The organism is Halarsenatibacter silvermanii, from assembly GCF_900103135.1.
GTDB lineage: Bacteria > Bacillota > Halanaerobiia > Halanaerobiales > Halarsenatibacteraceae > Halarsenatibacter > Halarsenatibacter silvermanii.
In genome coordinates this window covers 18,518-40,213 of record NZ_FNGO01000022.1, presented here as the reverse complement: position 1 = coordinate 40,213, position 21,696 = coordinate 18,518, and the positions used below count along the sequence as shown (strand labels likewise).

Sequence of the window (21,696 nt, the reverse complement as noted above, 5' to 3'; positions counted from 1 at the left end):
TTTACACTTAGGACATTTGTCCGCCCTGTTCCGCGGTTAGACGTGGTTGTACGGTGTTGACTGGTTCATCAGGGGGTTAACCCCCTGATGAAAATCTGAAGATCGAATTAACTTTCTTCTTCATCATTGCCATGATCGGGATGATAATGCTCTATAATCTCAATATACTGCTCAATTGCTGGTTTGTTCAGCTGTTTAAATGTCATTAATCTTGACCATGTTCTCTTTTATAGCCAACTAAAGACGATAAAAATTATTTGTTTTAAATATTTTCTTTTACAGCATCAACAAACGCATTTATATTTTCTGAAGTAACTCCTGGGGGCATTCCCCCGCCACATGATAATAAAATTCCTTTTAAATTTACGACTGAATTTATAGCTTTTTTAACGTGATTTTTTATCTCTTCTGGGGTTCCTTCCGCTAAAATATCTCTGGGAGGGATATTCCCCACAAGGGCTACCTTCTCATTAGTGATTTTTTGAACCTTTTTAAAACTATGTTCATGGCTAAAATTGTATAAATTAACACCTATCTCATTCAAATAATTAGCCGGAATTAAACTTTCCATATCATTATGAAGAAAATTAATTTTCGTATCGAATGCATCATATATTTCTTTGAAATATGGCAGAGCAAATTCCCGAAAATCGTCTTCATTTACAAAACCAATTATATCATCAAGAACAAATATTCCCTCAATAGATTTAAATCTAGCTTTTTGAACTTGTAACCAATCTACTATAAATTCTGAGACAAGCTCTATCAATTTTTTTGCTTTATCAGGTTTGGATTTTAAAGAAACTAAAAACTCAGTGTGTCCAACCAAATACGCTGCTATATTGAAGGGACCACGAGCAACAGCAAACTTTATTTGATGGCCTTCATTGTTAATTTTATCCTTATTATATTCCAATCTGTTTAATACAAAAGGAAGCAAACCATGCTTTTCAGGATCAGGTTTTTCTAATTTGTCCACCTTTTCTATATCTGAAATTACTTTAGCGGGATGAGGGGTATCGTTCTCAGACCATATAGGTTTTGAGCCGAAGGCTGAGGGCTCAGTACACATGCCAAATTCTGCCCAAAAACCTGGTAAGAACATTACATCGGAAAATTTTTGTATTGCCTTTAAATTTGCATTAAGCCATGTATTGTCCTGCCGATAAAAATTCATATGTGAGACATCATACCATTCGGGCAACCACGGACTGTCTATAATAAAACCAACGGGTGCAGCTCCCAACTTTTTGAAATCAACAATGTCACACAAAAGCTTCCAATCATCCTTATTCATTTTTCTCCCCCTAAGCATTTATATTTTATAAAGCTAACTAAATTATTATTAGTTGACTTTAGAATTTTATATTATAAAACAATATTTCATATACTCTTCATTAAGTTGTTTCTGTATAAAGGGGGAAATTCCTTCCTAATCATGATTAAAATTTTTTCGTTCAAAACTAAGACTTTATTTTTTATGGTTCTATTTACCAGCAAAAATTATAATGCTAACGTATAATGAAATTGCCAGCCTCATGATGAAAGGGGGAATGTTTCTGGCCAAGATGGAGAATTATGTAGAAAATGCTGCTGTTGTTGAAGAGCTGCCAGCAAAGGCCAAGCTGCTTTTTATAGCAAGCATATCTAGTTTATTGAAAGCATGAATTAATTATTGCCCAGCGTTTCAGCAATATCTGCTGCTTCCCATAAAAGTTTTTCATCTTCCCCGTAAAAACCTGCCAGCTGGGTACAGGCCAAAAAGCGGCCATTTTTCTCTGAAACATCGCCATATAGCCGCAGTCGGCAGTTATCGCCCTAACCCCTTCATTTTCCAGTTCTCTGCCGACATCTCCCGGAAATTTTGGCTTCTCCAAACATAAAAAAACAGGAAACCGCCGGCCTGGAAAGGGCCGGCGGTGTGATCTTTTTATGGATGTTTTTGGTCCTGGTATTGAACCGGTTGATTTTCAGACCGGATTTTTAAATTATCTGCTTATTTACTGAACTACGTCCAGAGCTCGCTGGGCCCGACTTTCGGCCGACTGCAGCGCTTCTTCGGCCGGCACGTTTTCTATGAGAATGGCGTCTATAGCGTCGTCAATGGCCTGATTTATCTCGCCTCCGGTCGGATCGATGAAAATCGGCGAGGCGACTTCCAGCTGCTGGAGAGGAACTTCAGCCTGCGGATTATCTTCGAGAAACTCCTGGAATTCCGGATCTTCCTGGGCGGAATGACGGACGGCCAGATAGCCCGTCTTCATATTCCACTCGGCAGTCTTTTCCGGGCTGGTGAAAAAGGCCAGCCATTCATAGGCGGCTTCCTGTTTTTCTTCCGAGATGCGGGCCGGCACCACGCCATATTTGGCTTCGGCGATGGGAGCGGGTTCTCCGTCGTGAGCTTCCCAGCCGGGCTGAACAGCGGCTGAAACTTTATCGAAGTCGAGATCGCCCTGGTCGCCGCTGGAACCGGTATAACCGGCTGCCCGGCCTTCCAGAACATCGTCGATGGTGTCATACCAGTATTCCCAGCCTACGCCGCCGTGGTTTAAGCCCAGTATTTCATCTTCATGGATCCACTGTCGCAGCGCCTCCCAGCTTTCCACCCATGCTTCGTCGGTGAGCCTGACCTCGGTGCCGTCATCGCTCAGCACCTCTCCTCCCCGGGAGTAAACTACATCCATCAGGTTAATGCGATCCCACATGGGCATCCAGCCGTATTCTACATCCTCCCGGGCGGCCAGCTGAGCGGCGGCTTCGCCCAGTCCCTCCCAGGTTTCCAGCTTATCGGGAGAGATGCCCTCTTCTTCGAAGAGATCGTGACGATAGTAGAGAAGCTGAGTGGTACCGAACATGGGAATAGCGTGCTGTTCGCCGTCAATTTTGGTCATTTCGGTGAAGGCTTCCACATAATCGTCGCGGTCGGCATCCTCATCCTCGTCGATAAAATCGCTCAAAGAAGCGGTTATTTCGCGGTCGGCAAATTCCACCGCGGGGGTTGGATCGAGCATGACCGCCTCCGGCGGATCGCCGGCAGCAACACCGGACTGAAAGGCCTGCAGGGCTTCATCGTAATCGCCGAAAGTATGGCCTTCAACTTCCACATCCGGATTCTCCTCGTTGAATTCCTCGATAAATTCCTCCACAACTTCGCCCAGGTATCCGCCCAGGCCATAATAGAAGTCGATTTCCACCGGTTCAGCGTCCACAGACTGAAAAGAAAGACCTGCTGCAGCAGCTAAAATAAGCAATGACATCAGGGTAGTTCTCAGTATCTTTTTTAACAAAGCGCTCACCTCCGAATTTTAGTGAGTTTTAAAGGATCTATGGATTGAAAAAATTGAACCGGGAGCGGAGTTTATGCGGAAAAAATCACCCCTTGACCCCGGTATCGCCGACACCTTTTATGAACCATTTCTGGGTGATGAAAAAGAGAATGAGCAGCGGAGTTACCACGATTGTGCTGGCGGCCATGATAAGCGGCCAGTTGACTCCGTAGGCTCCCTGTTCGATGAAAAATTGGCGAAGTCCGATGGTTATCAGATAAAGCCTCTCGCTGCGGATTATCAAAAGCGGCCAGAGATAATTGTTGTACATGAGCACAAAATTTATCAGACCGAAGGTGATAAAGATAGGTTTGGTGAGAGGAAAGAACACCTTCCACAGGATGGTCCAGTGGCTGGCCCCGTCGACCTTGGAGGCATCGACCAGCTCGTCAGGCACCTGCAGAAAGGCCTGACGGGCCAAAAAGATGGCGAAGACGCTGACCGAGTTGGAAAAGATGATGCCCTGATAGGTATCAAGCCAGCCCAGCCAGGAAAGCACGATATAGCTGGGAACATAGGTGACCGGCACCGGCAGCATATAGGTGGCCATCACGATAACAAAAAGTGGTTTTCTAAACCGGAAATTCAGCTGGGTTATAGCATAGGCGAACAGAGCTGTAGTTATTATATGCAGGGCAACTATGGCTGAAGCGGTAAAAAAGCTGTTGAATATGTAGATATTAAAGGGGGCTGACTGCCAGGCCTCGAGAAAATGGCTCCACTGCGGTGACGCGGGTATAAATGTGGGCGGATAGCTGGCTATTTCCTCCTGGGTCATCAAAGCGCTGGCAAACATCCACAGGAAGGGAAAGATCATGATAAAACTCATGGCGGCAATGAAGATATTGGGCACAACCCTGCTCAAAGTTTTTTTCCATCCGGGTCGGCCCCTGCTGCTCCCGGCTGCGCTTTCGCCGGCGGCAGAAAGTTCGGCAGCAGTGGTTTTTTCCTGAGAACTGTCTTTACTGCTCATATCTGTTGCCTCCTGAATGCACGAATAATGATCGCTGATTTAATAAGATATGATAGCTGCATAGAACTATTGATAATGAACGTATTTTTTTGAGATCAAAAACTGGGCCAGCGCAAAAAGCCCGGCAATGACCAGAATAACTATGCCGATAGCGGCGGCTTCACCGGCGTGAAAGCGTTCAAAGGCCGACTGATAATAGTGATAAAGCAGGGTGCGGGTGGCTCCGGCCGGACCGCCCTGGGTGATTATATCTATCTGGTCGAAGGCGCGCAGGGCCTGAATTGTGAGCACCACCGACAGAAACAGAGTGGTGGGCGAGACCAGCGGCAGCGTTATATGACGAAAACGGCTCCAGAAATTGACTCCATCGATTTTCGCCTGCTCATAGATCGAATCAGGAATTCGCTCCAGGGCCACCACATAAAAGACCATGGAATAACCCAGAGTTCTCCAGACGCTGACCGCTATCACAACCGGCATGGCCCAGTCCGAGCTGGCATACCAGGGCAGCGCCGGCAGATTGAAAAGCTGCAGTATGTAATTTATCAGACCTGTTCCCGGATCGAAAATCCAGGAAAAAACTATGGCCATGGCTACCAGCGGGGTGACCCAGGGCGAAAACAGCAGAGTTTGATGAACTGTTCGGCCCAGAACTTTTCCTTTGACTATGATAGCCAGAATTAGACCGCCCAGCACGGCGGGAATAACGCTGCCGGCGGTGAAATAAAGGGTGTTCCAGAGGGTGCGGTAAAATTCGGGATCGCGAAAAAGCCGGAGATAATTCTCAGGCCCGACAAAGTCATACACCGGCATCATGAGATCCCAGTTGGTCATGCTCAGATAAAGGGCAAAAAGCAGAGGGAATACCCAGAAAACTGTGAGCGGAATCAGGGCCGGCAGACAGAAGAAAAAAGCTGTCATCTTTTCGCTTTTAAGCCGATCCCGGAGACTCTCCCCCTGAGAAGCGCTGTCCTGCTGCATGCTAAAACCTCCTGAACCTGTGACTTTATCGATTTTGTAAGTAAAAGGGGCTGCCTATCTACCTATGGAAGTTTATCAGGAAATAGGTGCGATTGCAAACCGGCTTTACCTGCTGCGTGCAAATTATCGCCTGGAACCTGCCTAAATAAAGAAAGCTTCTGCTGCTGAAAGAAGCAAAAAAGTTTCCAGAAGCAGAAGCGGCCTGAAAAAATGTAAAGGGTGATTCCGGCGTTCTATTCTTTATCAGATCTGATCCTGAATTTTTTGGTCGGCTGCTTTTACCGCTTCTACGAAATTATCCCATTCATCGGGCAAAAAGGCACAGCTGGCCGACACGTCCTCAGAAGCCAGATAAAGCCCGACTTCATCGGCCTCGGCCTGAACTCCCAGAGTCAGCTTTTCGCCCAGCTTGCGTTCGCTGAGTATCTCTTTCATATTTTTTTCATCCTCCTCTTTTTGGATTATCTGTATGCTCGGTTTAAGTCTTTTTATTTTTTATTTCATCAATTTCTTCATCAATTTCCTGCCCACGAATTTGTTTTTGGCTCTTTTGGCCATTCTCTCCGGATCGCCGCTGGCCAGGGTTTCAGCGTCGTTGGCTTTGCGGGAGAGTTTATAGAGGAAGCTGACCATTTTTGACACAGCAGTTCACCTCCCATCCGTGATTTACATATCCTGAATGTTGATTATTTTCTGTTATTTTTCTCCCTTCAATTCAAATTATACAATAAAATGGCAGCAGCGACAAGGGAGAAAATAGATGCGGGGAAACCCCGCTGATATAATCGCGGGTGATCAGCTGCGCCGCAGTACCAGGGAAGTCAGATCGTCCTGTACCTCTTTTTCGCCGCGGAAAGCGTTGAAATTATCATAGATAGCGTCCAGAGTCCGCTCGACATCTTTTCCAGCCGCATCTCTGGCTGTCCTCTGCAGCTTTTTTTCCGTGAATCTCCTTCCGGTCTCATTTTCCTGCTCGGTCAGACCGTCGGTATGACAATGCAGGGTATCTCCGGGCTGCAGCTTCTTAACGCACTGTGAATAATCCCCTTCCTCAAAAACAGTGATGGGCAGGCCCTGGCAGCTGAAGACTGATATTTCTCCGTTTTCATGCACTATAAAGGGCGGGACTGACATTCCGCCGTTGCTCAGGGTGACTTCAAAACTATTTAGATCGATGATCCCGATCGTCAGACAGATAAAGTAATCGGCCGGAAAACCTTCTTCGGAAAAGCGATTATTTATATATTCCAGCATATGGGGCGGGCGCAGATATTCATCGGCTTCTCTTTGGTGGAGCAGATAGGAATTGACCGTCTCTTTGAGAAAAATGTTGAGCAAAGAGCTGCTGAGATCATGGCCGCTAACATCGGAGACATAAAAAACCATCTTATCCTCGAGCTCGATCAGATCATAAAAATCTCCTCCCAGCCTGTCGGCGGCCTGATAGCGGGCCCCGGGAATGATATCTTTCCGAAGGGGAAGTTTTTCCGGCAGGAACTGAGAGTGCAGCTGCCGGCCTCTCTCGATGTTCTCTTCCAGTCTGTCGGTCAATCTAAGCTGTTTAAGCTGATTTTCGATCATCTCCTTAAACTGACGCAGAAGATCCTTCTCTCTTTCGGTAAAGCTGCGCTCGCTGGTATCCTCCACACAGATAGTCCCTACAATTTTATCATTCGGATCAAAAAGAGGGAAACCCAGATAAGATATAAGACCCATTTTAGCACCTTCGTAATCAGCCCAGGTCTCGTTTTCATCGGCGTTTTTGATCTCCAGCATTTCTCGATTTTTTATCACACCTTCGCAGTAGACATCGCTCAAGTCATAGGGGTCTTTCAGCTTAAAATAGTCCTCGGGATCATCTTTCTGCAGAACTTCCAGCTCATCCCCCTCGACGCTGTTTATCAAGGCGACTTCCGTATCGAGCATTTCGCTCAAAATCCCGACTATCCGCTGCCAGCTTTCCTGATATTTATGCACCAGCTCTTTGAGGCGAAACTTTTCCATAGTTTTTCCTCCCCGTTTGACACTACCGGCTCCTTCGTACTGTCAATAATTATTATGAGAACTTTTGCTGTTAATATAATTAATTCTTTATAGAAGAGAGAACTCCTTTAAAGCTCTTCCTGTTATCAGCTGAAGAGAGGAAGATCGTCTCTTGATACTATCTTAAAATAATCATTATATTCAGAGAAATATGTCTGAACCCGGGTCGTTTTTTCGGGCGAGCTTCGATTTATCCTTCTGGTTTCGAGCACAGGTTGTTCTCTGTCATCATCTCGATAAATTTTTCGGCCAGATCAGGGTCGAACTGTTCACCGGCGCATTCTTTAATCTCCTCCAGGGCGGCCTGGCAGGAAAGCGGTTTGCTGTAGGGCCTTTCGTTGGTCATCACATCGTAAGCATCGACTATGCTTATTATCCGCGATAAAAGGGGGATCTTATCTTTTTCCAGCTTTTGGGGATAGCCCCTGCCGTCCCACCGTTCATGATGGGATAAAATTTCATCGGCCACCGAGGAAAAATCGCTGCAGGAAAGAGCAATTTTATAGCCTGTCCGGGGGTGTTCTTTTATAGTCTGCCATTCTTCGTCGTCCAGATCATCGGGTTTGCTCAGGATTTTTTCGGAGATATGGACTTTGCCCACATCGTGCAGGGTGGCCAGCAGCGATAAGTTGTCCAGCTGGTTGTTGGAAAGTCCTATCTTCTCTCCAAATCTCATGGCCAGAGCTGTCAGGCGGTGGGTATGCGCTTCAGTCTCCGGACTTTTTGTCTCGAGGGTAGAGAGCAGGCTGGCGACTATCTTGTTGGTGGCGCTTTTTTCGGACGTCAATTTGTCCTGATACATCCTGCTATCTGCTTCATGGATAATATCAAAAATATCAGCGCTCTCATCCTTTTTGACGGCATACCCCGCTCCTAAAGACACTGGCAGTTTGTCGTTTTCTGTCTGCTGGCAGGCTCTCTTTATGCGGTCGAGTATCTTCTCTGCTTCCTCTTCTGTGGTCTGAGGCAGCAGCACGCTGAACTCATCGCCGCCCCAGCGCGCCAGAATGTCCTCCGCCCGGAAAATATCCTGCAGCAGATCGGCGGTTTTTATCAGGAGTTCATCGCCGGTATTGTGACCGTAGCTGTCATTGACCAGCTTCATTCCATTTATATCGATGATAAAAACACAGAGGGGAAGCTGCCTTCCGGTATTCAACCTTTTCAGCTCTTCCTCGAAAAATTTGCGGTTGTAAAGGCCGGTGAGATCATCGTGAATCAGAAGATAATTGATCTTCTCTTCCTTCTGCTTTTTTTCGGTAACATCGCGAGCTGAACAGAGTATCTGTTTTTTATCGTGGATCCGCACTTCCCGGGCGCTTATTTCTGCCGGCATAGTTTCCTCTTCGCCGGTATAGAGATCGGCGGTGAAAAGAGCTTCCTTTTGATCTCCTATCATCTCGAAAAGGTCGTCAACCTGCTCGCCTCTGATCAGTTTGCCGGGAGAAAAGCCCTTTAATTCTTCCGGACTGAACTCCAGCTTTCTCTGCAGCTTATCATTCACCTCGCTGATTTTAAATCCTGGCTGCTCTCCCGGCAGAGTTTCGACCATAAAAACCATATCGTTGATATTGTGGAATATACTCCTGTATCTATCCTCCAGGATTTTTCTTTCGGCCCAGAGTTTTTTGTTTTTGATCATATTTTTTATCCGGGCCTGCAGCAAAGACCGGGATACGGGCAGCTTGATCACATCATCGGCCAGTTCTAAAAGATTTCGAGCGGGAGTTTGATTTTCCTCCTGCAGGCATATAACCGGGGTGAAACTCTCATCATCCTCTTTTAAACGCCTTAGCTGAAATCTGTAATTTTCGAAGGAGTTTTCGTCGAGAATAACCAGCTCATATTCCTGGAAGGGAGCATCGCTGTCGGAATAGAGCTCGTAGGTCTGCTCCAGCTGATTTTCCAGAAGCTCCCGATTTTTATAATTTGATATCAGCAGATTTATTTTAGCTCTGCTTTCCGATTCTGGTCTGGCTTTTTGAGTATCTTTCACTGTAATCACCTGTCTGAGTTAATTTCTGTCAGAAGAGCTGCTTTTCGTTCTGACCCGGGGATTTCCGCTGAGAATTCCGCTCAGATCTTCCATCGGTTTGCCGACTTCCAGTCCGTATTCCGTGATCTGAAACTTCCGCAGCTTGGTCTCAAAGCTGCTCAGCCTCTTTTTGAGCACACCGATGGCTTTATGGATGCCTCCATCCAGCTCCAGATAGCGCAGGATGATGATATTATCGGCCAGGTAGCTGATCTGATCATCTGTCACCTGGAAATCACCGGTTATATTGGGGACCTCGTTGGTCATCAGGACCGTGACGTTCTTATCGAACAGAAATCTTCTCAGGCTGTCCAGGGTTTTGATCAGGTCATTTTTGCTCCAGTTTTCGCTCAAAAAGGTGGAATTAAAAGCGGTGAGGCTGTCGATCATAACCACTTTTGTTCTGTTTTCCTCCACTTCATCCCTGACTTGATGAACAAAAAGCTCCGGCGTCAACTCCTGGCGATTAACAGAATATAATTCCAGATTTTCGCTGGCCATCATCTCTTCGATGGGAATATTTATGGCCCGGGACCGTTTAACCAGGATCTCGTGACTCTCCTCCAGCAGATAAACAGCTGATCTCTCTCCACGGCCGGCCGCTTCTTTCATGAAAGCCAGACCTAAAGAGGTTTTGCCCGAGCCGGTAGGACCGGTGATGATCGTGTTGGTTCCTCTCTCGATGCCTCCGTGCAGCAGCCTGTCGATTTCAGGGATTCCGGAGGAGATCGCTTCGTTTTCAGCTGCTCTTAACTCAGAAGAGATAAATTGGGGATTCAATTGGGGATAAACCTGCATGCCCTTTTCATTCAGCACGTAGGTGTGCCTGCCATTTTTGAAGTCAGAACCTCTGATTTTATCGATGGAAATCTTTCTCTCCTCGCCCGCAGCTTTCAAATTTATAATGCCGTCGCTGATAAACTGGAGATCGTCGTCGGGACGGCTGCCGACCTCCGACACCAGCAGGGGGGTGGTCTCGGCCTCGGACATCAGCCTGATCAGCGATTGGATATTTTTGCGGAAGCGATAATCATCAGGAGATAAAAAGCGCAGCTGGGTTAGACCGTCGATAAAGATCCTCTCCGGTTTGTCCTCTGCGATTTTCCGCGATATCTCCTTCAGCAGAGGCTGTTCTTCGACCTCGGAGGAGGGGAAGACGGAATAATCCTGCTCTTTCACAAATTCTCCGGAGGGACTCAAATCCAGAAATTCAATCTCTTCCACCGGAAAACCGCGTTGGGATGCATTTCTGACTATTTTATCCCGGGGTTCAGAAAGCGTTATAAAAAGACGGGATCTATCCGATTGGGGCCCGGCGCACAAAAAATGCAGGCCCAGCGTGGTTTTGCCGCTGCCCGCCTCTCCTCTGACCAGATAGGAATCGCCCGGAATCAGCCCGCCCTTAAGGATCTCATCCAGACCTTCTAAACCGGTTGAAATTCTCTTCTGATTGGTCATCTTGCTATTGCCTCCCTGATTTTATTTCCTGTGTATTGCATTTTCCAAAAGATTCAGGAAAGATTTAGGCAAAATTAAATGTCGATAATTTCACCCGCAATTTCACCCGAACAATATACAGTATATAATATATCAAATGCAGCAGTACCAGCAATACGTAAGGATCTTCCTGTTATCAGTTGATAGATATCGCACTAAAGACAAGAAGATCCATGCGTAATTTGATTATTTACTGATAATAATAATTCAACAAATTTCTTTTATCTCCTTTTTTTGTCCTCAGCTCGGATAAACGAGTCATTCCGGCCGGAGCCGAATAAGAAAGCTGGAGGTCAATAAAAATTTGAGAATGAGCGGGATACCCGCATCGCATTTTTGGGCAGAGGAGATACCAAACTCGAGCCGGTGGATGAATTCGACAGTGACAGTGTGGAGCCGGGCGGGGAATTATCGCTCGGTTTCGAGGTCGACGCGCTTTCGGACTGTATGGAGTTTCAGGAGGTGGTGGGGATAGAGAAAAAAAGCCCCATCCAGCCCAACCCGCACATAAAGTTTGTTTTTATAGAGGATTCGGATGGCTATGCTGTGCAGTTTGTCGAGATGGATGAGGAGTTTATGGGTGAATAAAGATCGCTGCTGCTGACGGACGGAATAGATGGCAGGTCAGATTGAGATTTTTAATTCCTGTCAGGAAGTTCGAGCTGCAAAAAATCTCTGACGATTTCTTCGGCTTCAGCCAGGGCTGTTTCCACAATTTTTTCTCCCTTTTCCCGGCTCGCCTGACGGGCATCGCCCAGCGCCCCATTTTCGGTATATTCGTCAAAATCGACGCCGAGGTTGACCGGATGCTGTTTGAAAGATAGCAGCTTTTTTTCCTCGCCTGGCTCTATCCTGTTTTCTCGGATTATTTCCGGGGCCATATACATCAGCTCGGAGACCTCTCTTTCACAGGCATGGCCGTAAAAATCGGAATCGACTTCTGCTTCGATCGCTTCGGCTGCCAGGCTGGTGTATTTAAAGGCTAAAAGCCGCACGGGGAGTTCTGTGCGGATGGTATCGACAGCCACACCGAGGGTATCATCATTACCGCCGTGACCGTTAATCAGCACAAAGCGGTCAAGGCCATGATCGTGCAGTGAGCCGACGATATCTCCGAGCAGAGATACCAGTGTTTGTGGAGAAAGGGTGATCGTTCCCGGAAAGTTCATATGGTGAGGAGATATTCCATAGCTGACAGTTGGGGTGATTAGAGCTAGTGGATCTAACTTATCTCCCAGCAGAGCGGCGAATTTTTCCGCCCGGCGGCTGTCACAGCTTTCGGCGATATAGGGGCCGTGCTGTTCCTGTGAACCTATGGGGATGAGAGCGCATTCGGCTTTTTTTATTGCATTTTCAACTTCGGGCCAGGTCATATTTTCCAGTTTGAAGAGATCGGGATTTGATTTATTCATCTTCTGCCAGACCTCCTTTGAGCGACTGCTGCTGACGGACGGAATAGATCATGGATATGACTGCTAAAATCAAAAAGAAAAGCGAGATGGGCCGGGTGAAAAATAGCGTGACATCAGGATCGTGCATAAGTGCTCTCCTCAGATTGGTTTCGCCTATAGGGCCGAGAATAACTCCCAGAATCAAAGGCGCACGGGCGAAGTCGAATTTTTGAAACAGGTAGCCAAGCACCCCTATTATGAACAGAAGATAGATATCGGTGATTCTGCTGTTGAGAACATAGGAACCTACAGCACAGAGCGACAGAACGGAAGGAATCATGATGTATTTGGGCAGAGTCGAAACTCTGAGAAAAAGCCGGGCCCCTATTATCTGTACCATAAGCATTAAAAGAGTTGAGATAAAAAATCCGACAAAAATGCTGCCCACCATGGCTGGCTCATTTTCTATCAGCATGGGGCCGGGATTCATCCCGTGGACCATCAAGGCTGCCATCATTACCGCCGTGATAGCGCCGCCGGGAATGCCTAAAGCTATAGTCGGGATCAGGGCACCGCCAGCTGTTGAATTGTTTCCTGCTTCGGAAGCTACAACCCCGTCGGGGATACCGGTGCCAAATTTTTCTGCGGGTTGAGTGTCGGACCCTTTTCTGGCCTGATCATAGGCCACTATGTTGGCTATGCTGCCTCCTGCTCCAGGCAGGGCGCCGACAATGGTGCCGAGTATTGAAGAGCGGATTAAATTTTTCGGCTGAGATATTACGGTTTTGAGGGAGGACAAAATATCAAGCGATATATCGCCGGTCACAAGTCCCTCATCTGCTTTCTTTGTCTTTTCATCAGGGCTGAATTCGAGCTCTTTATAAAGCTGAGAAGCGGCATAGACCCCAATAAGCACCACCAAAAACTCCACGCCAGCGTTTAAAAAACCAAATCCAAAGGTAAAACGGGAGACAGCAGTCATGGGGTCGACACCTATAGCAGCTATCAGAAGTCCGATCAGAGCTGATATTATTCCTTTGAGGAAAGAATCGCCGGTCAGCGAGGCGACTATGGTCAGAGCAAATACTATCAGGGAAAAATATTCCCAGGCACCCATCTGCAGGGCAAAATCGGCTATTTGAGGAGCCACCGTTACCATTATCAGCATGCTGAGAAATGAACCGAAGGTAGAGGCCCAGATTCCTATGGCCAAAGCCTTCCCCGGTTCGCCATTTTTGACCATAGGATGCCCATCGAAAGTGGTGGCCACAGCTGAAGGAGTTCCTGGAATACCGATCAAAGCAGCTGTTATAAGACCGCCTGACATTCCCCCCACATAAACTGCCACCATTGTTGCTATTCCTTCTATAGGAGCCATTCCGAAGGTGAAAGGTAAAACAAGAATGACTGCCATTGTAATCGTAAATCCAGGGATAGCTGCCAGTACAATACCGCCGACTACTCCAATTAACATATAGAGTAAAACATTGAACTGCATTATCTCTGCAATTCCGAGCAGCAAAAGGTCGAATCTAAACATTTACATACCCCCTATTGAAAAAAGAAGCCCCGGGGAAACGCAACCCCCAGATAGGTTTCAAAAATCAGGGGAACACCGAAACCTATTACAAGACTGGCAATTATGATTTTGGGCAGAGCTTTTTTTCCGCCGGAGCTTAAAATCCACTGTGTTATAAACATGTATCCGAAGGTGGAAATTTTGAAGCCTATATAGCCTATTGCTGTCATATAAACAAAAAATAATATAATACTGATAACAACCTGATGGTAACGATACAGGGCTCTTTTCAGCTCGCTGCTGGAAAATTTTAGATCATTTTTCTCGTGAGCCCGGTAAATTTTGCGCAGATTATTGACAATAAGATAGAGCAGTATTGCTAGCATGACCAGCAGTATCAGGCGGGGATAGGCAGCAGGCCCCAGTTCGTCCCACCCTTCTCCTGGGAATTCACCGATCTGCAGATAGAATATCAGGCTGGCGATTGTCAGCGCCAGCAAAAAAATTAGTTCGGCAACAAGTTTCACTCCATAATCCTCCCTTCTGCCGGACTGATATAAAAATGGTCCTTCTCCGAAACCGCTGGTTAAATTTCCATATATACTGCATACTTAAGACTACTTATATCCTTAATTGCCGGTGCTTAAAAAGTATCGGAATCTATGAAGCGAAGTGATACTGGAAAATTTCATTGCGAAGAGAGCATTATAGCCCCCGATAATAAGCATTATGAATATGACTAAAATTATAATTCAACCAGCTGATATGGAGAGGATCGATAAGAATTAAGTTCACGGGACCGGATCAAAGCTTCATAAGGTCCCGTGAAAGAACCTGTGGAGCTTGTTCAACATTTAAATTTATTGCTTTGAAAGCTTTTTATGATGCTTTAAAAGTCCATCTCTCTGACCAATTCGTCGAGACTGGAATAATATTCTTCCAGTTCAGCAGAGTCCAGATACATGACCTGAGCTCCTGCATCATCAATAGCCTGCTGGAAATCCTCTCTTTCTGCCAGCGAGGCAAGGGCTGATTCGTAAACTTCTATTTTTTCCTGAGAGGTCCCGGAAGGGGCAACCAGGGCTCTGACTATACCCCAGGTCACGTCATAACCGTGTTCCTGAAAAGTCTTCAAATCGGGAAGTTCATCCTGTCTTTCCTCAGCCCCCTGAGCTATGAAGTCGAAATATCCACCTTCTACATATTCGTAACCGGAGGCATAATCGACCGGAACTATATCTACATGTCCACCTGCAAGCGCTTCGACTCTTTCTCCTGTGCCTTCATAGCCCACATAATTAAAATCCGTGTCTAAAGCCTCTTCGAGCATAACCATCCAGGCCTGAGGTATGCCCTGCATGGTGACGCCGGCGGTTATTTCCCCGGGATTTTCCTGAGCGTATTCCACGAATTCGGGGAAAGTATCGTAAGGAGTGTGCTCGGCTGCGGCCAGATATTGAGGAGAATTTGTTATGCCGGCTACCATTTCAAAATCATCGTAATTGAGATCGGTAACTCCTGCATAATGAGATACTATAAGCCCATCATGCACCTGGCCGATGTAATAGCCATCATTGGGTTCATCGTAATGTTCGGCCAGACCGACAGTGCCGCTGGCTCCTGGACGATTGTGAATTACTATATTTGTATCCAGTTTATCTTCCATGTGGTTGGCGACAATTCTCATCAATGTGTCGCTGCCTCCGCCGGGGCTCCAGGGCACGGTAAATTCGATGGCATCTTCGGGAAATTCTTCAGCTGCTGCGGTGAAGCCAAAAGTTATTACCAGGGCGGTTGCGAGCAGAAAGACGAATCCTGTTTTGCAAATATTTCTCAACATTATGATAATTCCTCCTTATAATAGTGGAGATTCTCTTTTTCTTTATACCACCTATAAATCAGCTTAAAAATGGATGGTCCGGGTCTCAGGTCTACTTCTCTCTTCTTTTAAGAATCTCTTCTTTTCTCTTTTTTAAGTACGAATATCTTCGCCAGATATCGCCTGCTAAAAACTTCTCGCCAGTTTGCCCGAAAATATCCAGTCCTGTTTTGATCCCGAGCGCTGCTGTGAAAAGTCCAGGTTTTTTGGTAAAATCCCTCCCTTCAATTGTAATTTAGGCTTATTAACTTGCGCTTTAAATATAAATGTAATCGAAAAAATTGTTTGGAATAAGTGTCGTTAGTATTTTGATATCAAAAACTACAAAGAATGTCAAATGTCAAACACTAATTATTCGCTATAATTTTGGTTTTTTGGTTTTAAGCTTTAATTTATACCTGTATTCAACTATTTATGGGTATTTTTAAGCAATAAAAAGCACAATTATGCATAATTCCAGCAGTTAAGTCAGCCGGCAGATATTATTAGACTAATAATTATGAAAATTAAAATGATACATTTGACATTTTACTCTGGGTGTGTTAAAAAATAAACAGCAGCAGGTGGAATAAGAAAAAAAGTTCGAGGAGGTGGGAATTTGAACGGAGATAGTTATAAATTTATGGGGGCAGAACTCGATACGGAAAGATCTTTTTCTTCGCGGGGCAAGATAAAAAATCGTATCTTTCAGGAACTGCTCTCCTCTATTCTAGCCGGCGAGTACGAGGCGGGCGAAAAACTCACCATAGAAGCTGTTGCAGATGATTTCCAGGTCAGCAATACCCCGGTCCGGGAGGCTTTAAAAGAGCTGGAGACTACCGGTATTCTGCACAAACCTCCTTATAAAAGTTATCAGGTCAGAGATTTTAATCTGGAGGAGGTAAAAGACATATTTGAATCCAGAGCTGCTCTCGAAAGTTATGGCTGCCAGCTGGCAGCTGAAAGAATAGAAAAATCGGAGCTGGAGGAGCTGACTACGCTTCATGAAGAGGGAGAAAAGTACCTGGAGGCCGAAGATATGGAAGGCTTTAGCGAATATAATAGGATCTTTCATTTTCGGCTGGCAGCTGCCAGTCATAATGAACATCTTTTGAAACTTTACAGAAATATTCAACATCAAATTATGCTGTTTACCTATCAGGTTTTTGAAACCACCGACAGGTCCTGGCAGACCATAAAAGAGCATGAACTTATAATTGATCGCATTTCAGATGGGGAGTCTGAAAAAGCCAGGCGTTCGATGGAGGAGCATATTTTGAACTCCTGGAGAAAATACGAAGGGGCTCGAACTGATTGATGGTGGGATAAATTTGACCGAAATTACTGCTGTAACAAAAATTATGGAGGCTATCGATAATGGAATTCACGTTATCATACTGGTTGATCTCTATGCTGCCGGTAATTGTGCTCTTACTATTCATATCTTACTGGCGTATTTCTTCGCAAATTTCTGCTGTAATAAGTTTAGCTCTGGCGGCAGCGCTGGCTTATGGCGTATTTCAGCTTGAGCCGGCTCATATGCTTCTTTCCGCCGGCAAGGGGACTTTTCTCAGCCTCTATGTAATACTGATTCTTCTCGGCGGTATTCTTATCTTCAAAGTGGTGGATAAAGCCGGTGGTTTTAACTCGCTCGAAGCCTATATCACCGAACTGGGAGGTGACAGCACTGTCAAACTTCTCGGTTTGAGCTGGGCACTTTCCGGCTTCATTCAGGGAATCACCGGTTTCGGCATGCCGGTAGCTATAGTGGGAGCTATGTTGACCGGTATAGGCTACAAGCCGCTGATAGCTTTGACCACCGTTTTGATCGGGCATTCCTGGGCTATCAGTTTCGGATCTATGGGATCGTCTTTTTATGCTCTGCAGCTGGTCACAGGACTGCCGGCTGTCAGGCTGGCCACCGTCATGGCTTTGCTATTTTTTATGCCTATCTTCACCACGGGGCTTTTTACCGTTCATGTTTACGGCGGCCTTCCGGCTATCAAAAGAGAGCTCAAATATATTATTCCGGCAACTCTGATTATGGGATCGATGAAAGTTTTTGCTGCTGTCATGGGTTTTCCTCATATAGGTTCGCTTTTAGCCGGACTTTGCGGCTCGGCCTTTTTTCTGGGAGTGCTGCTTTATCGCACCGATGAGGAAATCGATATGCCGGCGAAAATGATGAGTCTCAAGGCGGCTCTCTTTCCTTATATATTGTTAATTCTCAGCGTGCTGATCGCCCAGCTCCCGCCCGTAGATGCGCTTTTGCCCGGCTGGGAGATATCGCTTTCTTTTCCCGGTTTCACCAGCGGCCTGGGCTATGAAGTTGCCGCCGAACCCGAATTTTCACCGATCGGCCTCTTCAGCCATCCTTTTACCTTCCTTTTGGTGGCCACTTTCATAGGGATTATTTTTTATCTGTTCGAGGGAGAGCTGGAAAAAGAGAATGTGACTTCTATCTTCACAGAAGGGATCATTCAGGCCAGATCTTCCATGATCACCGTATTTCTTTTGATGATACTGGCCCAGCTCATGAATGATTCTGGCATGATATATATGTTTGCTCAGGGCATGGCTGCCTTCAGCGGAGGGTTTTTCCCGGTTTTATCCCCGGTGATCGGCATACTGGGAGCTTTTCTCACCGGCAGCAACACCAGTTCAAATGTTCTCTTTGGTCCCTTCCAGGTGGACACGGCCGTCATCCTCAATTATTCTGAATATATGATCGCTTCGACTCAATCGATCGGCGGCTCCCTGGGATCTGCCATAGCTCCTGCCAAAATATTGATGGGAACAGCAATCGTGGGCGTGGGCGGAAAAGAAGGAGAACTGATCAAAAAGGGTCTGGGGTATACCCTGACAAGCGGCCTGCTGGCTGGTTTTGTGGTTCTGCTGCTGGCTCAGATATTGTGAAAAGCCCTCTTTATTTTTTACCGCAATTTTGATTTCTATGACAAACTTTTATCACATTCGTGTATTATGGTTATAAATTATTTAACCGGCTCAAATTTTGCGGTAAAGTGGCGCAAAACCTCGGGCTCGTATGTGAATTTCAAGCCGCTGAGCTGATCGGCTTTATCACGGACGCGTTTCATACCTTCAGTCACCACATCCAGGTGATTGTCCGTATAGACCCGGCGAGGGATTGCCAGCCGCAGCAGCTCTAAAGGAGCCTGCAAATTCTCTCCGGTATCTGGATCTCTGCCCAGAAGCAGCGTTCCCACTTCCACTCCGCGCACCCCGGCCTCTTTATAAAGTTCAACACCTAAAGCCTGGCCCGGAAATTGGTTATGAGGGATGTGCGGTGCCATTTTGCCTGCATCGACGAAAACTGCATGTCCTCCTACAGGGTACTGGATGGGAATTCCTGCCTCGCGCAGATTATCTCCCAGATATTTAACCTGACCTATCCTGTAATCCAAATATTCCAGCTGAATTACCTCACGCAGCCCCCGGGCGATAGCTTCCATATCCCGCCCTGCCAGCCCCCCATAGGTCGGAAAGCCTTCCAGAGGGACTGATCGTGAACGGGCTCGTTTATAAAGTTTTTCATCATCTTTGATGCCTATCAGTCCACCGATGTTTGCGATAGCATCTTTCTTGGCGCTCAGGGTGAAAGCTTCGGCATAGCTGAACATTTCCTTTACGATGGTTTTGATGGTTTTATCCTGATAACCTTCTTCCCGCTGTTTGATGAAATAGGCATTTTCCGCAAACCGGGCGGCATCGAGCAAAAGCGGTATATCATACCTGTCGGCCAGAAGTTTGGTATTTTTTATGTTCTCAAGTGAAACGGGCTGGCCGCCGGCGCTGTTGCAGGTTATGGTCATAATAATAAAAGCTATTTTTTCTGTTCCCTTTTCCTGAATGAATTCTTCTGCTTTTTCTACATCCAGATTTCCCTTAAAAGGATGATATTTGCCGGTTTCCACCGCGTTTTCCGTAAACATATCGACCGCTTTCGCTCCTGCTAATTCGACGTGTGCTTTGGTGGTATCAAAATGCATATTACTTATTCCGTACTGCCCCTTCCCGGCCAAAAGCGGGAACAAAACCTGCTCGGCTCCACGCCCCTGATGAGCGGGTATCGTATATTCATAATCAAAAAGTTCCTGAACAACGGCTACCAGCTTCTGATAATTGTCGCTGCCGGCGTAGGATTCATCGCCCTGCATTAAACCGGCCCACTGTCTATCACTCATAGCTCCGGTGCCGCTGTCCGTCAATAAATCGATATAGACCTGATCGGAGTTGAGCGAAAATAGATTGTAACCGACCTTTTGAATCGCCTCTTCTCTTTCCCGGCGGGGAATCAGCTGAATAGGTTCTACTGCTTTGATTTTGAAAGGTTCAGCTTTGAAATCTCCATCCAATTTATACTCCCTCCTTTAGAATGCTGGCCATTATATAGTTTAAATCATTTGATGTAAAATAGCAATTAAATATTTTAAAAAATAAGAATACGGTAGCTTTGCATCAGGTGGCGGGGTGGAAAGGTGATAAAAAATTTAAAATTTAATCCGGAGTTACTAGCGAGGAGGGAGCGGAGTGGAAGCGGAGAAGAGTGAATCCCCTCCGCTTTCTCTCCGCTTTTGCTCCGCTTTAAATCTCTTTTTTAAAATTAAATTTGAGGCGAAACTGCTGCAGGATTTTAAAAAGAATTATTGCTCAAATTCAGGGATGACTTTTGCATCCATCAGAGTTTGTGTCTGCTTCTGAGCTCGTTCAATTTTTTGTCGGGCGCTTTCATAAACTTCCTCCCGGGTTTTTTCGCGGCGGGCTCTGCCCTCCTTTATTGCCTGTTCGGCTGTAGCCGCGGCCACACGGTAATATACTTCCTTTTCTTCCATGGTGGGCAGGATTTTATCGGGATCCACGCCATCCTCAGCGGCAAAGTCGGCAAGTTCTTCAGCAGCAGCTATGCACATCTCATCTGAAATGCTGTCAGCGTGCACATCCAGCACCCCGCGAAAAATAGCGGGAAATCCCAGCGAGTTGTTAACCTGGTTGGCAAAATCAGAGCGGCCGGTGGCCACTACAGCTGCCCCTGCTTTTCTTGCTTCCCAGGGCCAGATTTCCGGGATAGGATTGGCGCAGGCAAAAATAATAGGGTCTTCAGCCATATTCTGTATCCATTCCGGCTGGATCAGATCGGGTCCTGGCGCGGCCAGCGCCACCACAGCATCGCTTCCGGCTAACGCATCGGGAATGTCACCGGTTATATTTTCAGCATTGGTCTCGCGGCAGATGCGGCGCTTTTCGCGATATTTCTCTTCGATATTATCCAGGCGGCCTTCATGTAGAATTCCGCTGCTGTCGCTCATGATTATATTGCCGGCCGGTACGCCGTAGGCGGTCAATAGACGCAGGGTTGCTACGTTGGCCGCGCCGGCCCCGATCAGAGCTATCTGCGCCTGACGGATATCCTTATCCACGTAACGAAAAGCATTTATTAACCCGGCTATGGTAACACAGGCTGTGCCCTGTTGATCATCGTGGAAGACGGGAATATCGCATTCCTCCCGCAATCTTTCCAGAATGCGGAAGCACTCGGGGTTGGAGATATCCTCTAGATTTATGCCGCCAAGCGAGGGCTGTAAAGCTTTGACAGTACTCACGAATTCCTCAGTATCCCGTATGTCAAGACAGATCGGATAGGCATCGACCCCGCCCAGATATTTAAAGAGCAGCGATTTCCCCTCCATAACGGGCAGCGCCGCTTCCGGACCGATATCGCCCAGTCCCAGCACCCGGGTGCCGTTTGTTACAACCGCTACCATATTACCGCGGTTGGTCTGGCGGTAGACTTCCTCGGTATTTTCCGCTATCTTCCGGCAGGATGCGGCCACCCCGGGAGTATACCAGATGGCAAAATCGTCATAATTTCTTACCGGAGCCTTCAGAGAAACCTCCAGCTTGCCCTGATAAAAGGGATGCATCTCCAGAGCTTTTTCAGCCGGTTCTTCCGCTTGGGCCAGCAGTTCTTCTTCGGTCATCTTTTTTTCTTTATTCTGATTATTTTTATCTGCACTCACTGTAAATCCCTCCCGTAACCCTCTAATTTTTGATA

At 46.5% G+C, this 21,696-nt stretch carries 20 protein-coding genes; 4 read left to right on the top strand and 16 right to left on the bottom strand.

Translation table 11 applies throughout. The features are described from left to right. Positions 1 to 262: 262 nt before the first annotated feature. On the bottom strand, positions 263 to 1,297 hold the full coding sequence (locus tag BLT15_RS10490) for a uroporphyrinogen decarboxylase family protein (protein ID WP_159429907.1): 1,035 nt from the start codon (positions 1,295 to 1,297) through the stop codon (positions 263 to 265). A 211-nt stretch (positions 1,298 to 1,508) separates the two neighbouring features. Here BLT15_RS10490 and BLT15_RS13265 point away from each other — a divergent pair, with 211 nt between their 5' ends. Continuing rightward, the gene (locus BLT15_RS13265) at positions 1,509 to 1,667 is read left to right on the top strand and encodes a hypothetical protein (RefSeq protein WP_159429906.1); all 159 of its coding nucleotides are present in this window, start codon (positions 1,509 to 1,511) and stop codon (positions 1,665 to 1,667) included. Here BLT15_RS13265 and BLT15_RS13105 read toward each other — a convergent pair. The 9 genes from BLT15_RS13105 to BLT15_RS10455 all read right to left on the bottom strand — a co-directional run bounded on the left by BLT15_RS13105 (position 1,653) and on the right by BLT15_RS10455 (position 10,816). Next, on the bottom strand, positions 1,653 to 1,877 hold the full coding sequence (locus BLT15_RS13105; protein WP_143423065.1) for a hypothetical protein: 225 nt from the start codon (positions 1,875 to 1,877) through the stop codon (positions 1,653 to 1,655). The genes BLT15_RS13265 and BLT15_RS13105 overlap by 15 nt on opposite strands. 123 nt (positions 1,878 to 2,000) lie before the next feature. Then, positions 2,001 to 3,287, bottom strand: a complete 1,287-nt coding sequence (locus BLT15_RS10485) for an extracellular solute-binding protein (protein ID WP_234985593.1) — start codon at positions 3,285 to 3,287, stop codon at positions 2,001 to 2,003. 85 nt (positions 3,288 to 3,372) lie between these two features. Further along, positions 3,373 to 4,299: a carbohydrate ABC transporter permease gene (locus BLT15_RS10480; protein ID WP_089761478.1), complete on the bottom strand. Its 927-nt coding sequence runs from the start codon at positions 4,297 to 4,299 to the stop codon at positions 3,373 to 3,375. 66 nt (positions 4,300 to 4,365) lie between these two features. Then, a complete protein-coding gene (locus BLT15_RS10475) occupies positions 4,366 to 5,280 on the bottom strand; it encodes a carbohydrate ABC transporter permease (protein ID WP_089761476.1) in 915 nt (304 codons plus the stop codon). 243 nt (positions 5,281 to 5,523) lie between these two features. Next, a complete protein-coding gene (locus BLT15_RS10470) occupies positions 5,524 to 5,715 on the bottom strand; it encodes a hypothetical protein (protein ID WP_089761474.1) in 192 nt (63 codons plus the stop codon). Between the two features lie 60 nt (positions 5,716 to 5,775). After that, entirely contained in the window at positions 5,776 to 5,922 is a 147-nt protein-coding gene (locus tag BLT15_RS13260; RefSeq protein WP_159429905.1) for a hypothetical protein, read from the bottom strand. 153 nt (positions 5,923 to 6,075) lie between these two features. Continuing rightward, complete coding sequence (locus BLT15_RS10465) at positions 6,076 to 7,284, bottom strand: SpoIIE family protein phosphatase (RefSeq protein ID WP_089761472.1); 1,209 nt, start codon at positions 7,282 to 7,284, stop codon at positions 6,076 to 6,078. Between the two features lie 229 nt (positions 7,285 to 7,513). Further along, on the bottom strand, positions 7,514 to 9,319 hold the full coding sequence (locus BLT15_RS10460) for a diguanylate cyclase domain-containing protein (protein WP_234985592.1): 1,806 nt from the start codon (positions 9,317 to 9,319) through the stop codon (positions 7,514 to 7,516). A gap of 18 nt (positions 9,320 to 9,337) precedes the next feature. Then, positions 9,338 to 10,816 carry an ATPase domain-containing protein gene (locus tag BLT15_RS10455; RefSeq protein WP_089761470.1) on the bottom strand — a complete coding sequence of 493 codons (1,479 nt, stop codon included), beginning with the start codon at positions 10,814 to 10,816 and terminating at the stop codon, positions 9,338 to 9,340. Positions 10,817 to 11,191: 375 nt separating this feature from the next. On the opposite strand from BLT15_RS10455, the gene BLT15_RS10450 reads away from it, so the two are divergent. Beyond that, positions 11,192 to 11,443 carry a hypothetical protein gene (locus BLT15_RS10450; protein WP_089761468.1) on the top strand — a complete coding sequence of 84 codons (252 nt, stop codon included), beginning with the start codon at positions 11,192 to 11,194 and terminating at the stop codon, positions 11,441 to 11,443. Positions 11,444 to 11,493: 50 nt separating this feature from the next. Here BLT15_RS10450 and BLT15_RS10445 read toward each other — a convergent pair whose 3' ends face one another. The 4 genes from BLT15_RS10445 to BLT15_RS10430 form a co-directional block, all read right to left on the bottom strand. Then, positions 11,494 to 12,267, bottom strand: a complete 774-nt coding sequence (locus tag BLT15_RS10445) for a creatininase family protein (protein ID WP_089761466.1) — start codon at positions 12,265 to 12,267, stop codon at positions 11,494 to 11,496. Beyond that, positions 12,260 to 13,786, bottom strand: a complete 1,527-nt coding sequence (locus tag BLT15_RS10440; protein ID WP_089761463.1) for a tripartite tricarboxylate transporter permease — start codon at positions 13,784 to 13,786, stop codon at positions 12,260 to 12,262. The genes BLT15_RS10445 and BLT15_RS10440 overlap by 8 nt, the downstream gene beginning before the upstream one ends. An 11-nt stretch (positions 13,787 to 13,797) precedes the next feature. Continuing rightward, complete coding sequence (locus BLT15_RS10435; protein ID WP_159429904.1) at positions 13,798 to 14,292, bottom strand: tripartite tricarboxylate transporter TctB family protein; 495 nt, start codon at positions 14,290 to 14,292, stop codon at positions 13,798 to 13,800. A 362-nt stretch (positions 14,293 to 14,654) separates the two neighbouring features. Next, positions 14,655 to 15,605, bottom strand: coding sequence for a Bug family tripartite tricarboxylate transporter substrate binding protein (locus BLT15_RS10430; protein ID WP_089761458.1), 951 nt, complete (start codon positions 15,603 to 15,605; stop codon positions 14,655 to 14,657). A 637-nt stretch (positions 15,606 to 16,242) separates the two neighbouring features. On the opposite strand from BLT15_RS10430, the gene BLT15_RS10425 reads away from it, so the two are divergent. Beyond that, positions 16,243 to 16,941 carry a GntR family transcriptional regulator gene (locus BLT15_RS10425; protein ID WP_089761456.1) on the top strand — a complete coding sequence of 233 codons (699 nt, stop codon included), beginning with the start codon at positions 16,243 to 16,245 and terminating at the stop codon, positions 16,939 to 16,941. Between the two features lie 59 nt (positions 16,942 to 17,000). Next, positions 17,001 to 18,539 carry an L-lactate permease gene (locus tag BLT15_RS10420; protein ID WP_089761453.1) on the top strand — a complete coding sequence of 513 codons (1,539 nt, stop codon included), beginning with the start codon at positions 17,001 to 17,003 and terminating at the stop codon, positions 18,537 to 18,539. 77 nt (positions 18,540 to 18,616) lie between these two features. On the opposite strand, the gene BLT15_RS10415 is transcribed toward BLT15_RS10420, so the two are convergent. Beyond that, entirely contained in the window at positions 18,617 to 19,999 is a 1,383-nt protein-coding gene (locus BLT15_RS10415; RefSeq protein ID WP_089761451.1) for a tryptophanase, read from the bottom strand. Between the two features lie 288 nt (positions 20,000 to 20,287). Further along, positions 20,288 to 21,661, bottom strand: a complete 1,374-nt coding sequence (locus BLT15_RS10410; protein WP_234985591.1) for an NAD(P)-dependent malic enzyme — start codon at positions 21,659 to 21,661, stop codon at positions 20,288 to 20,290. Between the last annotated feature and the right edge of the window lie 35 nt (positions 21,662 to 21,696).